The 24865-nt window shown below is 66.0% G+C and carries 2 protein-coding genes; both read left to right on the top strand.

Annotated features, from left to right (window positions below):
• Complete coding sequence (locus AAHM41_RS00270) at nt 1–23550, top strand: SAM-dependent methyltransferase (protein WP_342234488.1); 23550 nt, start codon at nt 1–3, stop codon at nt 23548–23550.
• 126 nt (nt 23551–23676) lie between these two features.
• Nucleotides 23677–24702 carry an ABC transporter substrate-binding protein gene (locus AAHM41_RS00275; protein ID WP_342234489.1) on the top strand — a complete coding sequence of 342 codons (1026 nt, stop codon included), beginning with the start codon at nt 23677–23679 and terminating at the stop codon, nt 24700–24702.
• Nucleotides 24703–24865 lie beyond the last annotated feature (163 nt).

A 24865-nucleotide genomic window follows, 5' to 3' on the forward strand; every position in this document is an offset into this window, starting at 1 on the left:
TTGGCCTGGGTCGGGGAGATCACTTCGGCCGAGAATGAACTCGCGGCCATGCGGGGCTCGAGCGCCGCGGCGCAGCAGACCGACGGCATCAACGGCAAGTCACGGCACCTCCTCGAGCTTCGGAGCATGGTGCAAGCTACGGCGCAGCGGGAGACCGCTCTGGCCCTGGTGGGGGCTCCCCCGGATCAGTGGCAGCACCGAGCCGCCGAGACCCTGGTGCGGTTGAACATTCCCCAGATCCCTGAATCCGTGCGGCCCTTCATTCTGGCAGGGGTCCAGGAGGCGCTGGACGCGGCGCCGGCAGGCGAACGGTCGGTGAAGCCGCCGACACTCACCGTGACGGCTGCGGATCCGAGGACGGGGGCTCTGGCGGGCATCGCGGAATCCGCCAGGCAAGGGTCTGCCGACGCGCCGTTGAGCACGGAGACCCGGCTGGCCCGGGCTGGCGCCGGCGCGTTGATCTGGGAGTGGCAGGCGGCCCAGGACAGCGGCGTTGCGGATGCGCTCGAGCAGCAGGCCCGGGCCTACGAGCAACTGGACCCCGGCTCCGACCGCGCCGTCCAGGCCCGGCTGCGGGCCGACGCGGCCGTCGCGCGGGCCCTGGCGGATGGCGGACAGTCTGCCCTGTACCGGGCCGAGGCGAACGAGCTCCTGTTGTCGCCCGGCGGGAGGGCGGCGCTTCCCGGCGCCAAGCGCACGCTCGACGGGGGGCTGGCCCCGCTCGGACGGCCGTGGTCGCCGGCGTCGCCCGAGGGCACGCTGGAGCAGGCGAGGATTCGCCGGAGCCAGATCGCTGGTCAGGCCGGGCTCCTGAACGAGGCCTGGTCGCACGCTGTCGCCGCGTCGCGCGCGGCCTCGTCCACGGAGGCCAAGCAGGCTGAAGTGGCGCAGCTCGAAGGCGCGCACGGCCGCCTCCTGATCTCGGCGCCCGTGCTTCCCGACCCGGCAGGGGACGACGATCTGAAGGGGCGCTTCGAGGTCGAACTCCAGTCCTACGAACAGGCGGTGGTGGGGACGCGCGGCCGGCTCGCGGTCGCCAAGGCCGAACTCGAGACGCTGGCGGCGACCGTCGGCGCCGAGCGGGCCTTCGCCCGGGAGCGGCTGGCCGAGTTCGGGCAGGCAGCCGGCACGATGCCGTCCCCGACCGGCCCGGCTGCGGAGGCACCGGAGGACGCGCAGGCAGAGGCGATATCCGCGCGAACGGCCCTGCAGGCCGCTCAGGCGCAACGAGAGCTGGCCGCGGCGCAGGAGGGCCTCGCCCGCATCGAAGCCGAGGCGGGCCAATTCCGGATCGATCGCCTGCAGGAGCGGTTGTGGGAGGAGGGAGAGATCTCGCTCGTGCGGGAAAGGCGCATGCGCCTTCTCAGCGACACGGGTCTTGCCGACTGGGGCAACCGGGCGGACAAGCCCTTGGTTGAGCGTTTGGACGCCCCGGAGCTCGAGGACATCTATCCCTATACCAGCCTGGAATGGGACGAGTTGTCCGCGCGCCGGGCCGATGCGAACGAGCGGTTGTTGCACGCCCGGAAGTCCAGCCTGGAGATCGCGCAGCAGGTCAACACCGAGACCCGCGCGACAGCGCGCCAACGCATTGCTGAGCTGCGCGGCAGGGGCGTGGTCACGGTCGCGGCCGACGTCGATGCGCCGGCGCCGGGGCTGTCCGGCGCCAGTGTCGAGGAGGCCGAGGAGGCGCTGGCGCAGCTCACGGCCGAAGGCGAGGAGATCGCCGGCCAGCTCGAATTCGTGAACTTCACGCTTGGGCAGCCACCCGAGGCGCGGGCCGATCCGGCGAAGATGGCGGCGGTCGAATACCGCTTCGTGATGGAGGATCCGAAGCGGCTGCAGCCCAGCTTCAACGCCTTCGCCAGGACGATGGAGCAGTTGCCGCGAAACGCGGACGGTACCGTCACGCTGACGGTGGGACCCCAGCTCGAGAATGTCCTCGGTGCGGCGCTGGGCCTGCGCCCCAACCGGCCGGTGCAGGCTTCTGCCGGGGCGGTGGACGATGCACTCTATCCGGGGGCGCCGGGCGAGGGGCTGGCGTCGGCTGCCGGATCGCTGGGCACGGCGCGGGAGGGCGACGGGGAAGACTGGTACTCGGGCCGGTCGCAGCAGCAGCTCACACCCGTGATCGACGAGCTTCTCGGTGTGACCGGTGCCGGGCCCGGGAAGACAATCAACGTCAAGATCCACCCCGTCGTCATGGCGTTTCCCACCGGAATCCGTTCCACGGTGCTGATCGAAGCCCGCGGCAGCGGCGGCGAGACCTGGTTCATCGACGACGAGGGTGGCAAAAACACGAGCGTCGACGACTTGCGGACGCAGCTTCCCGCTGGAGGCAAGCTGTTCCTGCCGAAGGGGCTGTCGCTGGCGCGCATCGGCGGCGATGTCCAGATCGAAGAGATGGACTCGCATCTCACCACCGGCGGAGAGGTCTTCAGGGCGGTGGGCGATTATGCCTCGGTCGGTCTCAGCCTCTTGGGAACAGGCTTGACGATGACCGGCGCCGGCGCGCTTATCGGCGCGCCGATGCTCGTCGCGGCCGGATCCTGGGGCATCTACAGCACGGTCGACTACACCGCTGACCGCATCCGGCATGGGCGACTGACCGGCTGGGATGTGTTCAGCGGGGCGCTCGGGCTCGGGGCGTCCGCGGTGCCTCTCGGGGCGGGGCTGGTTCGTATAGGCGCTTCCGGTGCGGGGCGATTGGGCAGCGCCCTCACCGGCGCGGCGCAATTCGAGGGCCTCCACGGCATGGCGGGACTGGGGCGTGCCTATACCGGCCTCTCCGGCGCGCTGGGCCGGGCCGCCGCAGCGCTGGAGCGGAGCGGCCTGTTCGTCGGAGCGCCGCTTGTCGCCGACCAGATGTGGAATCTGGCGATCCACAGCGGCGAGATGAGCACGCGCGACCTGCTGCTCGGCGTTCTCGGTCTCGGCGACATGGCTTTCGGCATGAGCGCTCACCAGTTGAGGGCCAAGTTCGAGGCGAGAGCTGAGGCGACCGATCCGTTGGGGGTCGGAGGGTTCGACTTCGGATCGGGAGGATTTGGCGAGCGGGACTATCAAGGATCTGCGCCGTCCACGCGCCTCATGAAGCTCTACGAGGCGGGGCTGGATGGCGTCTACCGGGACAGTCACAAGTTGCTTAGCCACGAAGCCGGCCGGATTGTGGTCGATGGTGAAGTGGCCGACGTCCGCGTGGCCGCCGAGGAGCCGGCGGCCGGCCCGGAAACCCCGCATACCGATCGCTGGACGGAGCCACGGCCTCAGGCGGCACACCGTGAGGTGGCGGTGGGCGAGAATCTGGTTCCGGCCTCGTCCCGTCTAGCGCCCATCGCGGCGCTCGGGCCGGAGGGAAGAGGCGAGAGGGCGATTGGTCCGGCGGCTTCGTCCGACGCCCCGTCCGTCACAACGCCCCGGCCCGATCTTGTGCAACCTCCGCAACAGCGACCGCCGGGCGAGGAGCCGGGGAGGATTGCCGCTGCCGGGCCCGCGTCGCGGCATACCGATGCTTCGGGGCGGGTCCTTTCCCGCGACGGCGGGTCACGGCCGGGCGCTCCCTCGGGCCGGGACGCGCGCTCCCGCCCGGAGACCGGGCCGGTGACGGCTAGGACCGACGCGGCAGGTCCGGGCCGGGGGACGATCGGCCCCCGCCGCGACCCGGCCTCCGGACCCGTCGCACCGGCCGGAGCCGCGCCAAAACCGCGCGATGACGCCCGTCGCGGCGCGGGCGGGCCCGTCGCCGACCCCGCGGTCCGACCCGGTGGGGCGGGCGATCAGGCGTGGCACGGTTCGGTGTCCGGTCTGTTTGGCGGTGTCGAGAGGTCGAACGACAGGCAACTCGGATCGGCTGGCCGGCCTCCGGCCGGGACGCCCGCAGGAGACAAGGTACCGCCCGTCGATCCCCTTGGCCAGAGCCCGGGACGGGGGCTTAGCCCGCCGGGTGACGACCGAGCGCCCGGCATGCCGCGTGCGACTGATGGCCCTGATGCAGGGCCTCCGGCCACCCCGCGGGGTGGGGACGGAGACCAGTCGCCCGACGGACCCGGCCGGTCTGGTCCGGATGATGTTCGTAGCCCTGCGCAGGACCCGACCGCCGGCGGGCTCCGACCCGCGGTCAATCCGGCGCAACCAGGATCGGCACCGGCTCCCGGGGCGACGGCGCCCGTCGATCCGACGCGCGTGAATCCCGTCACCCGGGATCATGGCTCAGCACAACAGGGCGGGCCTCAGCAGGATGGAGCTCGGCCGTCCCCAGCGGACCAGGGAGGGATCCAGAAGCTTCCGCCCAGCGCTGTGACGGGCCATGGGGGCGGCCGGACGTCGGCATCGGATCCGGGCGCGGGCGAGGCCACGGTGCCTGGTCAGCTGGTCGAGCCGGTGGATCGCGACGGCACCGGTGGCGGTCGCGGCCGGCGAGAGGATCAAGACGGTGAGAGCCGCCCTGGTGGATCCGTCCCGCCCACGCGGGCGGAGGCCGCGACAGCGGAAGGGTTCGACCCCGCCGAGCTGCTGAACGTTTACGAGTATATCCGGAGGAATTTCGGCGAAGAAGTCTGGGAAGCCGACGCACGGATCCTCCCTTGGTTGGGAGAGCGGATGGGGGGCCGTCTGGCGAGGCTTCGACAGTCTTCGGATGACGGGGACTGGGTTGGGGCGGACCTCGGCTCTGGCCCAGTCCCTTTGGGTGGCTTGGTCTTGCAAAGACTCGGTGCATCCCGTGTCGACATGCTGGAATACGCGGCTGCGGCTCGTCAGTACCTGCACGATTTGTTTGCCATCCCGGATCTGAGCAACCACGAGATCTGGGGGAAGTACGAACCCTATACGGGTGGAAATCTTGCGTCTCTGAAGCCGGGCATCGGCTTCGTGGATCTCTTTTCTCCTGCCGAGAGGCTCCGCGACCGGCACAAGGTGATCACGGCACTCACCGTTCTGGAGTCGATCACCCCCAACGAGGCCGCTTTTCACCAAGTGACCCTCAACGCGCTCGATACACTCGAGGCCGGCGGGATTGCGGGGTTCACATTCATGGCCGGGTCCCATAGCTGGACCGATGGGGCCGGCCACCTGTTTCCCGCGGCTGGAGTCTCAAGAGAGAGAATCGAAGCTTTCGTCAGGCTGATCGATCCGGACGCCGATCCGGACGCCGATTTCTACTTCGTCGAGCGCGATCCGGACGATGGTCATTCGGAGTATGAGGGCTTTCTGGCTGCGGTGCTGCAGAAGCCGGTGAACTATAGCCGGGCCTCCATCGAGGAGAGGCTGCAAGGCTGGTACGAAGAACCGGCGCTTGAGAGTGCTGTTGAGGGGGCGTCCCAGGACGAGCGGGCGGCCTCCTCGCATCGTCCGGATCCGGCCATCGGGAACGAAGCAGCGCGGCCGGTCCGATGGGATGAAGATGGCGTATCTGGATCGGATTCCGACCCGGGGCCATCTGCAGCCTCCAAGCTTCCATCCGGAAGCACGTCGGGGCCAAGCGATACGATCCATGGAGGAGCGGGCGAGCCTTCCGCCGCGGTCGAGCAGGCGGGCGCCGGGGCGCTGTCAGTGTCGCAGACGTCGGAGAATGCGGATGGGACGGAGCGGGTGCTTCCCCGAGGTTCCCAAGGGGGCGGTCTTCGTCGGGAGGTAAGGGCCGATCCGGCCTCTCGCTCTCGTCCGGGAGCCGACCAGGCAAGGCCGGTCGCGGCACGAGACGATTCCCGAGGACCAGGCCGCACGTCGTTGGGCTCGCGTCACCGCCCGGAGCCCGAGTCCGGCGTCCCCGCGATGGTCACGTTGAAGCCGCGTAGTACCGGCGAGGGCGCGGAGCGGCCTGCAGCCGATATCACTATCCGTCTCGGGACATACCTCGAGGGGCCGGACGGTGTTCGCGCAGTGCCGGAAGCCCCTTCGGCGAGAATCGGAGATAGTGTGTCTCCCGGCCACCCTATCGTCGACCCTCTTGAGCGCAGGACGGCGGAGGGGCCCGCCATGGCGGATGAGGATAGCTCTTCGCGGCAGGGGCCGACCGGGAGCGAGTCTAGAGCACACCGCGGATCAGATCCGGATGTCGTGCCTGAGTCCCTGGTACCGCGGCCCGGCTCGGGGGAACGGCAAAATGGCGGGAATCCAGGACGCGAACCATCTGTCGACGCCGTAACGGGACGTCCGGGAGATGGTCGGTCAGAAGCCGCCTATCATGCGTCCGCGAGCGAACCGTTGCCCGTCGAACCAGCCGAAGCCGACGGGCTTCCTCGCGTTGCGCGGAAGCTGACGCCTGCCGAGTTGGCACAAAACCTTGAGGCAGCGCTCGCTATCCTCGGCCGCATCGCTCGCGACTTGCCGCCGATGCCGGAAATGCCGATGTCGGTGCTGGCCGATCAGTGCAGCCGCTCTCCGACACTAATGGAGCTCATACGTGTCGCCGACCGAAGAAGAATTCGTATCTTCAGTAGTACTCAGGGGAATTGGTATGATCATCTCACTAATAAAATCCATGTCAGTCCGCGAATATTGGGATTCTTGCTACGGAGAGAGTCAGTCGATGCGGAGATGTTCGCTACTGAGATGATAAGATTTCTAACGCACGAGTTAGCTCACGCATATTATTCAAATTCAGTCTCGCGGCGGGAGATTCTCGACAGTCAAGAGCCGCTCGGAATTTTCGGCGGCATAGAGGCGCTCGGAACGGTCCCACGTCCGGAGGATTTCGACAGCTCCGAGATGTTTATGGTCAAGCGCGTCTCAGCCAGTTTAACTGAGGAGGGATTTTGCCGGCTGACTGAATATCTTGTCGAGGGCGAACGGATCCACAACGGCGGCACGCCGGGCTCCCGGAATGAGAGGCACGGCGCCGACCGAGCCGTGTTCGCCCGCTACCTGGCCAGACAATTGGATTTGCCGCAGGCTTGTCAAGCCATGGGTGATCTGTTCCGGACTAAGCAGTGGCCAGCGGGCGGCATCACGTATGAAAAACACTATGCCAATATTGCGAAGGAGATTTGGTTCATTTCTCGCAGAGGCTATCCGAAAGAAGTCTCGCCCATTAATTCTGCCGATGACCCAAATCCGACGCTTCAGGACGATAGTGGGGAAGAGATAATCGACGGCGATAGAGGTGGCGCCTTGGTCACTGACCGTGAGGCTGCCACCCCCCCGGCGCGGGCCGGAGACTTACCACCGAAAGATCCGCCGTCGAACGACGGTCCTCCAGCCCCAGCGGACTCACCGGACCCGGACGAGGTCCGGCGGCTGGCAGAAGTCCGTTCCCTGATTGGTGACGCGCGGGCGCTGATGGACGAGATGGGGGGCCTGGATGAGGACCGGGCTGCTCTCGATACGCTCTCCCGCTATCTCGACACCTATGGTGTTGTGGATCCCCATGGGGTGGAGCAACTGCGTTTCCACCTCAGCCGGCTGGTCGGCGGGTACGAGGAATACCGCCGGGGAGCGACGGATCATTTGAGAGATCGCTCCGTCTACACCCTGTCGACCCGAGAGCAATCATTGCAGGACATCACGTCTCTGGCGTTTGCTGCGCAGACCATACTTCTCGACGGCCGGACCGTTGCCTCCGCGGGGTTGGAGCCCGGGAATGGGCCTCCCCTCGTCTATGGTCGGGCAGAGGAGCGGCAGCCGTTTCTGATCAACGGTGACGCGCAGAAAGGTCCGCAAGCTCCGCTGGTGCTGCCCCCGGACCTCGTCGAGAGTGGCGTCCTGCCGGTTGCCTTGGGCGGACAACGGGCCTTCGCGCAGGGCATCGACGGCGGGCTGGTCTCCGAGGCGCAACTCGCTCGTGCAATCGCCGACGCACCGCTTCGCCGTCCGGACGGCTCCGAGACAAGTCTCGGTCGCCTGGCTCAGGAGGGAGGCCCTCTGCCGAAGATCCTCCTGCTCGTGGACGAGGCGGGGGTTCCCGGCGGCTATGCCAAGCCCTTGGCCGATGCCCTGGCGAGCCGCCTGGGCCGTGACGACATCGCCGTGCTGGCACCGGACGGCCTGGTCGACCCCATCCTCGACGGTCCGCTCGAGCTCGACTCTGGAGAGGTCGTCCAGCCCGGGCAGTTGACCGTCCTGCGCCGCGACGGAAGCGCCGGCGGGCTGATCGAGCATCGGCCGGGGCCGGCAGCGCAGCGGGTGCCGTCGCTTCAGATCCGCATGCCGGATCTTTCCTGGGGCGGACAGACCGTATCCGCGGTACCGGTCGGTGTGTACGCCGTCAGTGCGCAGGTCTTTGGAGGTAAGGTTTTCGCCGACCCCTATCGGCCGGAGAGCCGCGGTCAGGGCTACACCCCAGCGGAGTTCGCCGCCTATCTGCTTGGGGGCGACTACCGGCCGGGACAGCCGGTGATGTTGCTTTCGAGCTATGGCAATCAGGTTGCCGGCGCGCTTGCCGAAGCACTGAACGCGCCGGTGATCGCCACATATGGATCGCTCGCCAACGGAGTGGGGTTGGCGCGAGAAAGCTCGAAGGTTGTCGATGACAGCCGCCGGCCTGCTGGGTGGATCATCGCGGATGCGCTGAACACGTCTTTCGCGCAGCTGGCGTGGGAGCCGCAGCCGGAAGCTGTGCCCGGCGACTCGTCAGACGACGATGAAGACGGCTCGGACAGTGACGAAGAGATCCGTGGTGGCGTATCGCCGCTCCCCGGGCCTGTCGACATGGGGGCGTCCGGCGGCGGGGCCGCGGAGGCCCGTACTGACGCTTCGGCAGGCCGGATGGCTTTCCCGGTCGACGTCATGAGCGAGTTGACTCCCGGTACGAAGGTTCTGGGCATCGGGCAAAGCCTCGATGATTTCGGCAGGATGCTGCGGCGAGACGGGGTCGACTACAGTGACTTGCGGTTGGACGGAAAGGGCAACCCTCTATCCTCCGGACAGTTCGATCACATCTTCGTCGATCTCTCCAGTTTTGATGGACGAGGTAAGAACAAGGGCAGAAACAAGAAGACATTCAAAACACTGCTGAGTCGGATCAAAGTTGTTCTGAGGTCTGGTGGAAAAATGCACCTTGTGGGTGTTCCAAATTCGAAGGTTCTTCAAATTGTTCTTGAAAATATCCCTGATCTCGAGCTGACCAGGAATGAAAAGGCTCCTCACCAAGCGTATTGGCGGATTACCAAGACAGCGCCTGCTGAAGCAAGTAGCCGCGGCGTCGCACGTCCGCCCGAGCCCGCCGTCACAGAGCCGTCCGGTTGGTCTGCGGAGGCTCCCGCGGAAGTTGGGGCGGATGGCGACGCAACCGTCGCACGCGGTGCGGGTGCGACGGAGCCCGCTATCGAAGCCGGCTTCGGCGGTCGCCTATCAATCGGTCCGAATGGAGAGAAGGTAGGCAGCGACTCGGCAGAGCTGAATGTGGCCGGCCAGAATTCTGAGGATGGCCGGCCTCCCGCAAAGACGAGCGATGGACCGTCGCTGCCCCCCCCGCCCCCGCCGCGGCCTGTCGCTGGCGACTGGCCGGATCCCGAGGATGGGGAAAGACCGGGAGCGGAATTGCCACCAGATCAAACGGCTGGCTCGGAGGTCGAAAGCGATGTTGTCAGTGCCGGCCCGGTCCTTGGTGTCAACGAAGATGCTTTGCTTGCTGCGCTCAAGAAAAGAGTCGATCCGGAGTTCAGGGGGCGACTTGTCGAGTATGTAAAGAAGAGGCAACGGATCACGTTTCGCGATTACATGGAGTTTTGCCTCCAGGGGTTGGATGGCCGGGGTGGGTATTACAATTCAGGTATGGTCGACATCAGCATTCAGGCTGGAGAGGCGGGCTCGACAATTGGCCTGGATAGCGTTGGTGACTTTGCGACGGCCCCGGAGCGCAGCAAAGACCTTGGTGGTGCGATTGCAAACGCGCTTGATCGGATGCATGAGGCGATGGGGCGGCCGAGCGACTTCGAGATTGTTGAGATGGGCGCCGGAAACGGCACTCTTGCGCAGGCCATACTTGTAACGGCACGCCACCGCCACCCCGAACTATATTCAAGTGTTCGATACACGATTGTGGAAAGAAGCGAAGGATTGATTCGGAGGCAGAAAAAAATTCTGGAGGGAGAGGCCGTCGATTGGATTCATACTAGTGCAGTCGAAATTCCAAGGCATGATGTCATTGGTGTGTTTCTGTCAAATGAGCTTGTCGACGCCTTTCCGGTTCATAGAGTCGTGCGGAGGGGCGGTGATATTCGGGAGATTTACGTAACTCTCGACAAGGAGGAGAGATTTGTCGAGGTGGAAGGCGACCTGAGCCCCGAGTTGGTTGCTCGAGTGGCTGAGCTTGACATCTTGTTGCCGTCCCGATCTGCATTGGCCGATGGTCAGGAAATGGCTGTGCCGCTGGACGCTACGAAATGGATGAGGTCTGTCGACAACGCGCTTGGTCGGGGATACGTCCTTACGATCGACTACGGCGCTCCGGGATATCACCGACCCTTTGCCTTCTATAAGAAGGAACTCCCGATCTCAGCGGCCTATGAGGCCCCTGGCGCCGTCGATATTACGTACTTGGTAGACTTCGCCGCCCTGCAAAGCGTCGGCCGAAAGGGGCGGCTGCGACCGAGCACGCTCCCTAACTTGCCGGGACTTCAATTGCAGCGGCGCTTTCTCATAGAGAGTGGGTTCTCGGGAGCCGCCCAACCTGGCGGCGCACTATCTGGGCATCGGCTGTTTTGGGTACAAATCCAGGAGAAGGTTCCCTCCGCGGAGGTGCTGCCACGGGGTGTGTCTGACTCGAGAGGCGGGTCGGTCAAGGCACTCGGCCAGCCCGAAGGTCGAGACGAGGGTGGCCGGCCGGAAGACAATGAAGGACCGCCTGATGATCCGCCCGACGGTGATGGTGGCGGCGTCTCGCCGTCAACCACACCACCCGCAACGGTGCCGCCGGGAGGTGGTGGTCGTGTTCTCAACGATGACGAGATCGCGAGTCTTGATCCGTCCGCTCCTTCGACCCAGACGGGCATTGTTCCGCCCCGGGATCCGCCGCCGGCGGACGGTGATGGGCTGGATCCCGATGATGACGGGACAGGGCCGGGAGGAGACGCTCCTGGAGATCCCGCGGTCGGCCGGCAGATCCTCGGTGTTGAGCCGCACTTCTCCGGCTCGGAGGTGAGAGAGGGCGCGACCGAGCCGTTGGCGGGCGGCGATCGGCCCGATCTCGACCGGCAGGCATCGATTCATTCCAGCACAGAGTCTCAAGGCGCCGTGCCCGCAGCAATCGAACCCACCAACGCGGCGTCGAGCTCGTTCTCTCCTCGCGATGACAGCGGCGGGTCAGGTGATGGCGGAAAACCACAGCTAGAGGCTGCGGCTGCCGATTCGTTGGCGACCGGTGACGGATCTCGGCTAGACGAAGACGGCGGAGATACACCCGAGGATCCGGCCGGTGGAGGTCTTCCACCGTCTTCTCCACGATTCGGCGCGGCGGGCGGGGGCGGGAACCCTGCCGCCCCAAGACAACCCGGTGAGCTCCTGAGCATCGTGTCGACCGGGACTTCGGATGAGGGGAGTGGCGGCCGAGCCGGCCAGGGGCTCGAGGTTGTGCCAGAGGAGGTTCCAGAGCCCGATGCAGAAGAGGTGGGCGGGACAGATCCTTCCGTAATCGCGCAGACGGGGCGTTCAACGTCTCGGCCTATCCCTACGGAAGCCGACATACTGCCGCTGCTGCATGATCATCGTGATTCTTTGACACCTCTATGCTTTGAGTTGAGAGAACATTTAGAGTTTGTCCGCGAGACACAGCGAGATGAATTAGGCGTCACCTACGATCAGGTGATGCCTCATGCCGTAGTTCGTGCGCCGATGCGCCCATTCGTCGATGAAGAAATCAATCCATGGGACCTCATGGCAAGAGGCTTGTCACAGAGAGACCGGCTCGCCTTCTTCGACTCGGTTCTCACATCCCGAGACCTAGGGAATGATCAGGCAGTGTCTCGGATTGCGTTCTCAGACGCAGAGGAAATCTTTGTTGATCTTGCGGATCGTGATGTCCTTTTGTTGCCCTCTGGAACGGTCCAGATACCGTTCGGGGCATATGGCGAGCAATTCTCATACGATCTGGTGCGGGCGACCGGCATCTTAGCACGTATTGCTAAACACAAATCCGAGCAATCAACATTACGATTAACAAATAGTAGATCGGATCTGTTTGAGTCAACAATTGCTGGTCATTTTAGAAATAGAGATGATTTTCATAGTGATTACAATTCCGCGCTTGCGGTGTTGCAGGAAGGAATTATTGGTCTCGCAGATGGTGTATGGATGGCAACTGCGGACGCGATAAATGCGCCCCGGGACCCATTGGAAGCTTTGAGAGCGCTAGTCGAGAACCGCATTCCGCAACAAATTGCACTTCGCTTTGGCAGCGGGGTGCTCGCGCCATCGAGGTCAAGCGGCCGATTCATACGCAACCTCGTTATCTGGAGAGATGGGGTCCCGATTCTCAATCCCCAACTCATGCCAGCAATCCATGACCAGAAACGCGAAATGGCGAAAGCTGAGAGAGAGGGGGCGGTGGAGGAAGGGCGGCCCGAGCCAGCATTCGGTCGCGGTTGCCCCGTCGCTCATCCTGTTCGCGATCAGGATAACGATGGCTCCTCTTCGAGCGGGGTGCAGGCACTATCCGAGGCCCTGCTGCGTATCATGAGCGACTTAGCTGAACGTCGAGAGGCGGGAGGTCTGGACCCGGTGCCGGAGGTCCCGGGGCCGCACAACAGAGCTCAGCTGGATCTCCGAGTCATTCCTTCAGATACCACGCTTCCTGAGTTGGTCAGGGACCGCGATGCGTTCGATTTTGCGTTAGGATGGACGAGACAGAAAGTCGATCCGACCTTCAATCCGCTCGAAGATCTTCCTGGCGAGGAGATCGGTGAAATTGAGGGGGGCGCGCTGATTGCGCAACAGGCACAAATTCTTCTTTTCACGAAGTATTGGAAGACATCAAAGAACCATCAGGCCCCACAGAAGGAGGTGAGCAAGTACCAATCCAGGATCCTGGGGGCAGTTGCCGATTGGAACGGGTCTCGGTTGGAACAGCAGCACGAGGCTTCGTTCGCAGATGCTTCGGGTGCTCGCGCAGTGGCCGAAGAGGTGGGGAGTCAGGAGCGTTCTCAAGTCGAGGACCTTGGAGACGATGGCGATCGGGCACGCCGGCATATAATGTCGCTGGAGGGACGGGGCACAAACCGAGCTGGAATTACGGAAGGCGAAGAAACAGCCAGGGGAGGCCTGACGCCAGAGGCGGATGAGCTGAAGGCGAGCGTCGGCGAACTGCATGTGAAGATCATGCCGCCACCGAACGGTGAGTTGGCGGCGGCGGTGGAGTACCCGGACCCGCAGGACGTCTGGCTGTACGGATTTGTGAGCAAGGCAAGTGCCCTCGGAGTGTCAAGGGGGACAGCCTCGGCACTTGCCGGGGGGCGGCCTTTGCTGGGGCCGCCGATGGACGCCGTGACGGGGTATTACGACGGGCGGACCGGCCTGAGGGAGGCCGAACTTGAGCGGGCGCAAGCCTATGTTGGAGAGACCGGGCAGCCCTCCTTCTATGTGTCCGGAGACATTGCCAATCTTGGCGGCCTCAACCAAGCGATGAGAAATCGGGCCGAGGTGGCCAACGTTCATTTCCGGGCGCTGACAGATATCCTGCGTGGCACTCTCGCAGAGGCCGGAGCCGCCTTGGTGCCGATGCGGACCGGCGGCGATGAGGTTGGCCTCGTGGTGGTCGGGATCGACAAGGAGGTCTTGAGCGCGGCCCTTGGCTTGGTGGAGGACCGCATCCAAACTTATGTCAGGGCTGCCGATCTGGCAGGCATCCCGCATCCCAAGCATCCCGGCGAGAAAGGGGTTGGGCTTCATCTCGGATTGGCCGAGATTCTTCCCGGAATCTCACGCGCGAGCATCTTCAACACAGCTGACCTCGGCGTCGATAGGAGCAAGGCACGGAATGTCGCAGGAGAGCAGGGACACGCGATTGGGGCTGACGGGGCTGACCCCGGAGCAGCGCGAGCGACGAATTCGGGAGCTGGAACTGCAGTACGAGCGCGAGCGGACGAAAGCGCGGGCAGAGCTGGAGTTTCGGAGGGGGAAGGAACAGGCGGAAGAAATCTGAGTTCCGAAGCGAGCGATCTTAGGGCAAGTGTCGACGAGTTGGTTGCTCGGATCATGCCGCCGAGCAGCGAGGTGGTGGCCGCGGTAGAGTATCAGGCCCCGAGCGAAGTCTGGCTGCACGGCTTTGTGAGAAAGGCGACGACACTCGGCGTTCCGGAGGAGACCGCCTTGGCGCTCGTTGCGGGGCCGCCCCTGCTGGGGCCGCCGGTGAACGCCGTGACGGGGTACTACGACGGGACGACCGGTCTAAAGGAGGCCGAGGTCGAGCGAGCGCAATCCTACGTCGACGGAACCGGACGTCCTGCCTTCTATGTGTCCGGAGACATCGCCAATCTTGGTGGCCTCAACCAGGCGATGGGGAACCGGGCCGAGAGGGCGAACGTCCATTTCCGGGCCTTGACCGACATTCTCCGCGGCACTCTGGCCGAAACCGGAGCCGCCTTGGTTCCGATGCGCACCGGTGGGGACGAAGTCGGCATCGTTGTGCTCGGGGCCGACGAGGAGGCCTTGAGCGCGGCCCTTGATCTGGCGGGAGACCGCATCCAAGCCTATGTCCGGGACGCTGGCTTGGCGGATGTCCCGCACCCCAAGCATCCCGACGAGAGGGGGATTGGACTCCATCTCGGATCGGCCGAGATCCTGCCCGGGATCTCCCCCGAAAGCATCTTCAACACAGCCGACCTCGGCGTCGACAGGAGCAAGACGGCCCAGAGCTCGCGCGAGGACAACAGGGTCGCCGAACCATCCCTCAGGGAAAGCGAGGCTTCGGGCCAGGGCGGCGACGAGCCTGGTGAAGAGGGGGAAGCGGATGGTGGCCGCGTCTCTCCGTCTCCCGAGCCTCGGGACACAGGCCCGTCCTCCGGAGCCAAGGCAGTCCCCGGGGATGTACCTGAAGCGGATCTGCCCGCTGAAGCGTCTGCTGCAGCCAAGTCCGCGGCGACTGACGAGGCGGATGCCATTCAATCGCCGGAAGCTGAACAGGCGCTGCGAAAGGCTAACGACCTGATCGAGGAACTGCAGCCGGAGCGAAACGGGCTTGATCGGGATGCCATAGGCGCTGTGCTGGCGCGCCTCGCCGAAATCGGCGCAAACGCACGATCATTGCCGCCTGCCGTTACGGAGGCGCTGTCGGCAGTGCGTCGGTTGGCCGGCAACCGTTGGCTGACAACACTCCAGGCCCTTCGAACGATGGAGAAGCACGGGGCCGACGCCAGGCTGCAGGGCGAATGGTTGCGCGAGGCCGTGATCCATCCCTTGGCCGAGGCTATGCGCAGCGCGCGAGCCACCGTAGAGGCGGGAGATGGCGCCGAGATCGTCGGACCGAGCATATTGGCCGCAGGGGAGGCTCGGCGAACACCGGGTAGAAGGGCTCTCGATTCCCTCGTTGCCAAGGCACGGGTCGTGGAAGATCTGCGAGAGGCAGCAGCCCTGCTTCCCGGAGATCTGCCGGCCTTGTACCCCTTCTATCCAGGGACGACTCTTCCGGGACCTCCCGAAGGAGAGCGGCCCATTGAGCCCCGGAGGATCGGCATCCTTCCCGGTCGCCAGCGCTGGAAGGACTTCCTGGCGGAAAACGAGGGGAACGAGGCAGCGCAGCGCGCCGTCGAAGACGAAGTTGGAGACTTTCTCGAGCGAGCCGCGCTCCCTCTCCGTGCCGCGGACCTTGACGATGTCAACGAAGGCCCCGCTCGCGTCGAGCTGCCTCCCGACGTTGCCGGCGCCCGGGCTAAGGCCGAGACGGGCTATCGTGAGTTCATGGCGCGCACGGGCGATCAGGCGCCGCGGATGAGTAGCGGAAAGCTGCTCACGACCCTGGATACCCTCGGCGAGAAGCTCCAGGCGGCAGCCCGAGGCGTCAAGAACGTGCTTGGCGGCTCGGTCGAACCGGTCGGCCTGGCGGATATGCTCCGGAACGGACCCGAGAAGATCTCGTACGAGGCCGTATTAGCAGCGATCCGCACCGAGATCGGCTGGACGATCGAGAGGCTGGACCGGCTGGCCGGCGGGCCTGTCGGCCGGCCGGACCGGCTGGTACAGGGCGAAGCCCTGCTCCGGGACCTCGACGACGAGCTGGAGGCCACGCACGGATACGTGCAGGCGCGGGACGATGGCGGCCGGACGCCGCCTGCCGGCGGGCTGGCCGCGGCCGATCTGGCCCGGGTGCGAGTGGAAGTAGGGGCGGTACGCCGGCAATTGGCGGACCTCTTTGGGAGGGGCTGGTCCGAGTTGGCTGGATACCAGGTGGAGTGGGCGTTCAGGCGCCTCTCTCGCACCCTTCGGGACGTGCAGCCCCGTAAGCTCCGTAAGCCCCGTATTCATATTCCTCGCGAACTCGAACGCTTATTCCCCGAGACCCAAGCCTATCTTCAGTTCAAGCGGGCGATGGCCCTATGGGGAGATCGTATCCCGCGGGTAGGAACCTTTGAGGACCGGTCCCCCGATCGCACGAGTGATAGGGGGGATGGTCGCAGCAACGATCCCGCGGCCGACGGCTCTTCTTTCGCACGGCGGACAGAGGGCGAAGACCGTCGAATTGCCTCGGCATTGGAAACTCACTACGAGATTTGGGCGACCATCCGGATTCTGGGACGCACCAACGCTGCCAGTCCAGGCAGGCTCGATGGTCCGAGCATTTCCCAGAAGATCATCGCGGCCCGGAATCTCGCATCATCGCTTCAACCAGACCAGCTCAGAGGCGTGCCGCCTGAGTATCAAGAGCAATCCTGGAGAGACTTAAAAGGCGCTCTCAACGAGTGCGTCGCTTGGTTGGAGGAGGCCATCCTCTGGCTGGGGGCGAAGACGGAATACCGTGTGCGTGAGGGAGACCCGGACTATCGCGGCATCCCCAACGAGATCAGGCGCAATCCGTCGATCGAAGCGGCGCTCCGGCATATGGATGAAGGGCGACGCTTCACAAGGCAGGCGTTGTCTACAAACGAGCCTGACGGGGTCGAACTGCTGGCCGATAACACTCTGGCCCACCTCAGAGAAGCGATCACCTCTCTCGAGACCTACTGCAAGGCATCTTTGGGTTACGAGCCGCCGACGGCCGGAGAAGAGCCGGCCGTCCGTGAGCTCGAGGATCGGCTGGTTCGGCAGATCGAGGCGCATCCCGACCCAGCATCGGGAGCCGCCGGAGAGGGAAATCGTCGCACCAATGACCTGAGCGCCGGCTACCACGACTCACGACCACCATACGCGGTGGAAACGGAGTTCGGCAACAGCGTGCCGCCCTCCGGCGAGCTCCGGAGCGAGATGGAGGCTGCTCTGGCGCGGCTGGGCATGAATGTGGATCCGGCGAACTCGCCGGACGGCGAGGGGGCGGTCCCGGCAGCGCCCCGGCTCGGCGATGTCTTCCGTCGGGATGCCTCCGGGCAATGGCATTGGCAAACGCCGTCGGAGGAGGCGCCGGCGGCCGGAGTCCGCAAGCCGCTCGACTATCTGGTCGCGGTCGACGGCACAAGAAGGTCGCCGGAGGACAAGATCGTCAGCGCGGTGGAACGCCAGGCGATGCGGTTCGACGGCCCGGCTCTCTACCTCCAGGGCGTCGGCACGGAGGGTTGGGCACCGCTCTTCGGCGCGGCGACCGGCCTCGGATCTGAGAGCCGCGCGAGAGCCGTGGTGCAATCAGTGATCGACCTGGTGGGCGCCGGATACAAGATTCGGCTGCATGGCGTCGGCTATTCGCGCGGCGCGGCGTCCCTGCTGAAGGCCTATCAGGATCTGGCGGGCGTCTCGGACGTCGATCTGGTCAGCCTCGCCCTTTACGACACCGTGCCCGGAAACGTGCTCGGCCTCGGCATTCAGGAGGACACGCTGGCCGTGCCGCCGGAGGTAGGTCTGGCCGTGCATTTCAAAGCCCTCTTCGACGATCGCGTCTTCTTCGGAGGCCCGTCGATCGAGCCCAGGGCGGATCATCCCGGCAGCGACCGGAATCGGATCGAGCTGGCCTTCCCGGCTCGTCATGGAGGCGTCGGCGGCGATTGGTCCGACATGCCGGACCTGAGCCTGAGCATGATGACGGCCTGGATGCATGCAGCTGGTGCTCCGGTCGAGCCGTATCGTCTCGATCCGTCCGAACTGTCTGGGATGAACCTGGAGATCCAGCGGCTGAACCGGCCCATCGTCGATACGCCTAGACGAGAAGGCAGTCGCGAGATCTGGTATCCGGATGATCCCGCGTGGCCACGCGGGTATCGCCTGCCACAAGGAGATCGGGTTCGTGGCCTGACGCCCGAGACCGCAGATTCCTACATCGACTGGATCCCCGGCAACTGGGGTCCCGGCAACTGGACCCTGGACAACAAACCCTTGCCTGTCGGCCGGATCAACGATCCGAAAGGCTTGGTCGAGCGCATGGCCAGTCTCGGCTATTGGCCCGACGGCGGTCCGGACGGGATGCCGGCCGCTCGGGAGGGACAGATCCACCCACGATCGTCTCAGGAGCCCGAGGAATTCGGAACTCGCGTCTCGTCGGCAGTATCCGGGGGCGAGGTTCGCGCGGCCGGCCCGCAGTTGGCCCGCGAGATGGTCGTCGCCGGCCGGACAATGGCGGGCATGCCGGCGGATCAGTTGGATATGCTCGCCGCGGCGAGGGAGGAGACCGGGACGACCGAGCGCGTGGCCACCCGAAGCGGCGGCCACCCGCAGTCTCGGCCCGCGGACCGGATTCCGGTCGGCCGGGGCAATATCGCACTGTATGGCGAGGCTGATGCTCAGGCCCTGATGGACGCCCTGCGGGACGGCCGGCTGGCCGCCGACGGCGACATCTACATCTACAAGTTTTACAACCGCTGGCTGGCACCGGACACCAGCGCGCCCGCCACCCTGCGGACTGCGCAGTTGCGCGACTGGGCGCTCGTGCCCAAAGAAGGCGGTGGCGATGCGTTGGTGTCGGGCCGGTTCAGGGCCGGCGAACGCTGGTTCGTCGGCGCCCCTGAGATGTCCGGACAGCCGGTCTTCGTGGTCTCGCGCGACCTCCCGGCGCAGGTCGAGGCCGCGGGCGGCTTCACCGGCGTCGACTGGGCGCCGCGGCCGGACTTCGAGTTCGTGCGGCAAACGCCTCTGCAGGAGCCTGAGCAGGGGGCCGCCAGCCTGGAGCCTGCGATCCAGGCCAAGCCGGTCGGGGAGGTCCACGCGCGCACCGCCGACAGCACCTTCGACCCGCTTCGCCACCGGATCGCGGACGATCTCCGACGGGCGGCGAACCAAGGCGGGGAGCCGCGGGGGACCCCGTCGCTGCCGCCGCTCGATCTCGGAGGTGCCGTGCCGCTGCCGCCCCATCTGCAAGCCCAGGCCGATGCGATGATGAGCAAGCCTGTGCAAGAGGGGACGCACCACCTCAGCGCCGGCTATCGCCATTCCAACGAGCCGTCCGGCCCCCAAGGCGGCAATGCGTCTCGTCCCGCCGTGCCGGCCGCGGCAGCGTCCGATCCGCCGGCGGGGCCGCCTGCCGCCGAGCCGACGCGGCGTTGGTGGCGCCGCTGGAAGAAGCCGGACATTCGGTTGTCCGGGCTTCTCCGCGTGCGCGCGAACACCGGTCCCGTCACCGGCGCCGGTTCGCCGACGTTGCGGGGGTACGGTTTCGGTGTCGGGACGAACACGGATCTCCGTGCAGTGCGGCGCGCCTTCGCGAGATCCGGACGCGACGGCGTTGCCGAGATCTCGAAGCAGTTCATCTTCACCAAGCGCACGCAGGAACACCAGAACGTCACGGCGATGCAGGCGGGCGGCAGCTTCGTCTCGCATCAGAGCATCTTCGTGCTCCAGGGGGGACACCTGCTCAAAATTCTCGAACGCGCGGCCTTTGAGGATGGTGGCGATCCCGTCTTCGACGTGCGGCCGAGCTTCGGCGAGATCGTCGGCCCGGCAGAGGGTGGATCAGGGACGGTGGTTCGGGTGGTCGGCAGCCTCGTGCCGCGTGGTGAGCCGGTGCAGCTGGCCGAAGGCGAGACGGGCTTCTTTCCGACCCCGGCGGACAAGCCGGTCGAGTCGGTGCGGCTGCCCGGTCCCCTCCGATTCGACAAGGTCATGGAGGAGACCAAGCTGACGCTCCGGGTTCCGGTGCTGGGGCATATTCCGTTGCTTCGTCGGATCTTGACCGGGTTGCCCCGTTGGGGCGTGGAGCGGCGACCCGAGGTCAAGCACGCGGTGAGCCTGCCCGAGGGAGCGGTCGTGCCGAAGCCGTTCGTCGACGGGGTGGCGGCGCGGACCGGCCGGGCGGAGCTCGCGTTCGAGGTCGTCATTGCCAACCCGGCTGCCGCGAGGCGCCTGGCGGAAGCACCGTCGGTGGAGGCGCTCCGCGCGCTGGTGAAGGCGGGCGAGCTCGATCCCGAGAAGGCCGAGTTCTACGTGCCCGGTGCGGCCAGCGGGCTGCGCCTGTCGGCCGTCGCCGGCAACCAGGCGCTCATCCCCGTGACCGATCTCAGCGGCAAACCCCGGTTTCGCTGGAACCCGAAGTTTTCGTTCCTTGACATCTTCTTCAATGACCCCATCCCGACGCGCGGACGGTCCGTGCCCAATCCGGATCGCCTGGTGAATATGGCTCTCGCGCCGGTGAAGAGCCGTTGGTCGCGGGCGTGGAACCGGCTGATGCCGGAGACCGCTCCCAAGGGGCGTGTCGCCCGTTGGCTCTGGCGCCGCCGGGGCCAGCTGGATCCGCAACAGCCGCGCGCCTTGCCCACCACAGGTCCGGTGTTTCGGGCCTTCTTCGGGCCGCGAATGGAGTTCGCGGCACGGGAGACGCGCTACACATTCTCGTGGGGATCGGAGTATTGGCGCGTTCCGCGCCTGGTCGCGGTCAGTCTCGAAGGCCGGTTGCAGGCCAAAAAGCCAGCGCCGGAGGAGGCGCCGGTCCTGGCCGAGCGGCGCTGGGCCCGGGCCGAGTTCCTACACCCCGCGGGTCTGGAGACGGAACTCGCCATCCCCGGCTGGCTGGCCAAGGCGATGATCTGGGCAAACCAGGGGAATCCGTTGATCCTGCCGAAGGGAAGCCGGGCGGCGATGGAGGAGTTCATCGCGGATCTCGAGACCGACGCGACGCCGCTGCAGCGGCAGGCGATCGACGAGTTCCGCGCCGACCTCCTGCTAGAGTTCAAGGACCAGGACTTCTTCCCGCGCGACCGGACCGGCGAAATCGCGATCTTCCTCGAGGGCCAGGGCAGTCCCTCCGGGCCGCTGCCGCCGGCTGACATGACCCATCTTGCCGCCAAGGGGGCTGAGCTTGACCGGTGGTACGCCGAACATGGAATCGAGGAAGAGCCTGGCCGCGACCAGCCGCTGATGCCGCTTTGGGACGCTGAGCGGAGACGGCCGCCCGACGGCCCGGACCCGGCGGGTGGTGGCGCTCCGTTTCCCCCGCAACCGCCGGTGCCGCCGACCCCGAGCGGCGGCGGTCGAGAGGCTGCGGCGCTGTCGATCCCGCCGGATCCGCCGTCGTCCGCGGCGGAGCCAAAGTTGGCTTCGTCGGGGGAGGAAGGCGGAGGACCCTCGGCCGCCAGTGACGAAGGCGCACCCGCCGGCGCGGTGCGTCAAACCGATGCGCCGTCGGTCCCGATGCGGGGAGGATTCCGGTCCGCCGGGAACAAGACGGCCCCCGAAGCGCCGAAGTCGACGCCGGCTTTGCCCGAGGTCGAGGATAAGGGCGCTCGAGGAAGGCCTCCGGAGGCCAACGTCAAGAAGGCGGCCGTCGCCATCGTTGCGGCCCGCGTCGCCACGGCCGCCTTCGGACATGCGACGGGGCAGATGTGGGCGTTTGAGGCGATCAGCGGGCGGGGCGCCAGCACCCTCGCATACTGGCGGTCAGCGGTGTCGAAATACGCATGGCTGCAGAACAACCATGCGATGATCGATGTCTTCGACCTCGCGGCCCGCGGCAAGACCCGGAAGGCCCTCGGTCTGGCGGAGAGGATTCTCGATCGGGCGCCGCGGCGCGGTGCCGCCCGCCTCAACGAACAGGAAGCCGGAGAACTGCTGGCGGAGGTGGAGGCGATCGGCAAGGCCGCGGAAGGCTACCGAGCGGAGCGCGAGGCGCTTGCACTGCATCTGCGAAAGCTGCTGCCCGATATTACCATCCGGGACTTCCCGCCCCCGGAGGAGGTGTTGCGGAACTGGCTGCCGACCGATCTCGGTCTCCACCCGGATGTGGGGCGGCTGCTCGAGGAGATGGGGCAGGACACTGGGCCATTCCCCGGCCAGCGGCCTCAGGAGATCCTGGGGCGGCTGCTGTCGCATCTCGACGCGCTGGCTCTGGACGACCTCCGAGGGGGGCAGCATCGGGCGAAGGGACCGGAAGGCGAGGCTCCGCAGCCGGATCGTCCCCTGCAGTCACATCTGATCGACACGCATGAGGCGCGACAGGCCTACCGCGTGCTCCACCAGATGGTGCGCGAGGCGCTGCCGTCCGGGGAGACGGGCGCGATCCGTCACAAGACGGCCGAAGGCAAGGTGGCCGGTTCGATGTCGCCGGAAACCTGGCTCGGCTGGTTCTTTAAGCTGGCGTCGTTCGGTGGCGCCTTCAATGTGCTGCTCGCTTGGCTCAGCAAGCCGATGCCGAAGCATGGGTCATGGGTCGACTGGGGCGCCTACGCTGCCGATCCGGTCGGGGTCATCCCCGCCACCTATGTGCAGTGGAAATACCTCGAATCGCTTCGCCAGCTGACGGAATTCAAGACGCAGTTCCCCTATCCGCGCACGTCGGAACAGGACGCCCAACTCGCCAGGCTGGAGAAGGCGAAGGCCCATTACAACAGGCTTGCCGACCTCACCAGCCTCGCCAGCGCAGCCAGGAGCCTTTTGGCCGGATCCCAGCACCTCTCTGCAGGCGACCATGCTCTGGCGTCGGCGACCTTTCTGCAGGCGCTGAGCAGCGTTGGCTGGGTGCTGGTTCAGCGGACGCCGAGCTGGCTGAAGATCGATCCCAAGACCAAGGCCTTCGTCCGCTACAGTGCGATCGCGCTCGGCATCCTCGTGCCGACCCTCGTGCTTCTCATCAAGACCGTCTTCGAAGACGAGAAGAAGGAAGAGAAGGGGCCGAGCGTCGCGGATTTGGCCTTCACGGGCCTCGACGACCTCGAGGAGCAAGTCCGCCAAATGATGGCCGACCTGTCCCCGAAGACTGAGCCCGGCCCGCAGGCCAGCAGTCCGGTGACCGCTCCGCCGCAACCGTCCCCGGGCTTGACGCCTGCAAGCCCTCCGTCTTCGCCGGTCGAGCCGCCGGCGTCGAAGCCGCCGGAACCGCTGCCGGTCGCGACGGTTCTGCCGCATGGCGGCGAACGGAAAGACGCCGGCACATTGTGGGATATCGCAGCCGCTCACCTCGACGTCCTGCTGACGCCCGAACAGTTCGCCTTGCCGATCAGTATGAATGCCAAGATCGCAAGATATGGAGTGCCACGGCTGATCGAGCTGAATCCGCAATATCCCCTGGCGTCCAGCCCCAACCTGATCCGCCCAAACTGGAAGCTGCGGGTCGGATGAGCGCCGGGAGCGGCCACGCGACGTCAGAAGAGGACAGGCGGACACGGGCGGCAGGGCAGCGTCGGGGGTGACGAGACTGCCATCGTCGGTTCTGCCGCGAGAGTTGAAGCAAAGGAGAGGATGGAGATGTGCAAGGTGATGGCGGCTGCCACGATGGCGGCCGCACTGGCGCTGGGGCCTGGGAGCGCCGAGGCCGGAGGCCAGCTCAATGTGATCTGCAGCGCCGAGGTGGCGTGGTGCGAGCTGATGGAAAAGGCGTTCGAGAAGGAGAGCGGCGTCGAGGTCTCCATGGTCCGGCTGAGCTCCGGCGAGGCCTATGCCAAGATCCGCGCCGAGGCGGGCAACCCCAAGACCGATCTCTGGTGGGGCGGCACCGGGGATCCGCATCTGCAGGCGGCGCAGGAAGGCCTGACCCAGGAATACCGTTCGCGGCAGTTCGGGGAGTTGCACGACTGGGCGCAGCGGCAGGCGGAAGGCGCCGGCTTCCGTACGGTCGGGATCTACGCGGGCGCGCTCGGCTTCGGTTACAATACCGAACTCCAGGCTCGCAACGGCCTGCCGACACCGAAATGCTGGAAGGACCTGGCCGCCGAGGCCTATCGCGGCGAGATCCAGATCGCCAATCCGAACTCATCGGGGACGGCCTACACGGCCCTGGCGACACTGGTGCAGCTGTTCGGCGAGGACGAGGCGTTCGCGCTGCTCGAGCGCATCGGCCGGAACGTCAGCCAGTACACCAAATCCGGCTCGGCCCCGGTGAAGGCGGCGGCGCGCGGCGAGACGACCATCGGCGTGGTGTTCCTGCACGACGCCGTGGCACAGCGGGTCGAAGGGTTTCCGATCGAGGCGGTGGCGCCCTGTGAGGGCACGGGCTACGAGGTCGGCTCGATGAGCATCGTCGCCGGTGCGCCCAACCTCGACAACGCCAGGCAGTGGTACGACTTCGCGCTCAGGGCCGATGTCCAGTCCATGGCCAAGGACGTCAAATCCTACCAGGTACCGTCGAACAGGGCGGCCGCCCTCCCGCCGGAGGCGCCGCGGCTGGCCGATATCAAGCTGATCGACTACGACTTCAAGATCTATGGCAATGCCGAGACACGCCGACGCCTCCTGGTCCGCTGGGACCAGGAGATCGGTTCGGACGGGAAGTAACGGATGCCGGGTGATCACGCGCGGCCGCAGGCCGTGGGCGCGGCGGTCGTGGGCGCTGTCCGCGGCGGTTTCTCCCCTGACCCCAATTCATCCTCCGCTTCACGAGACGCCGATCCGATGGCCATACGGCCCGGCCCTTCGCGGGACGGGCCGGGACGGCGGC

The organism is Inquilinus sp. OTU3971, from assembly GCF_038440215.1.

Coding starts and splice junctions, on each gene's coding strand:
- AAHM41_RS00275 (WP_342234489.1), top strand. CDS start 23,677: ATGTGCAAGGTGATGGCGGCTGCCACGATGGCGGCCGCACTGGCGCTG.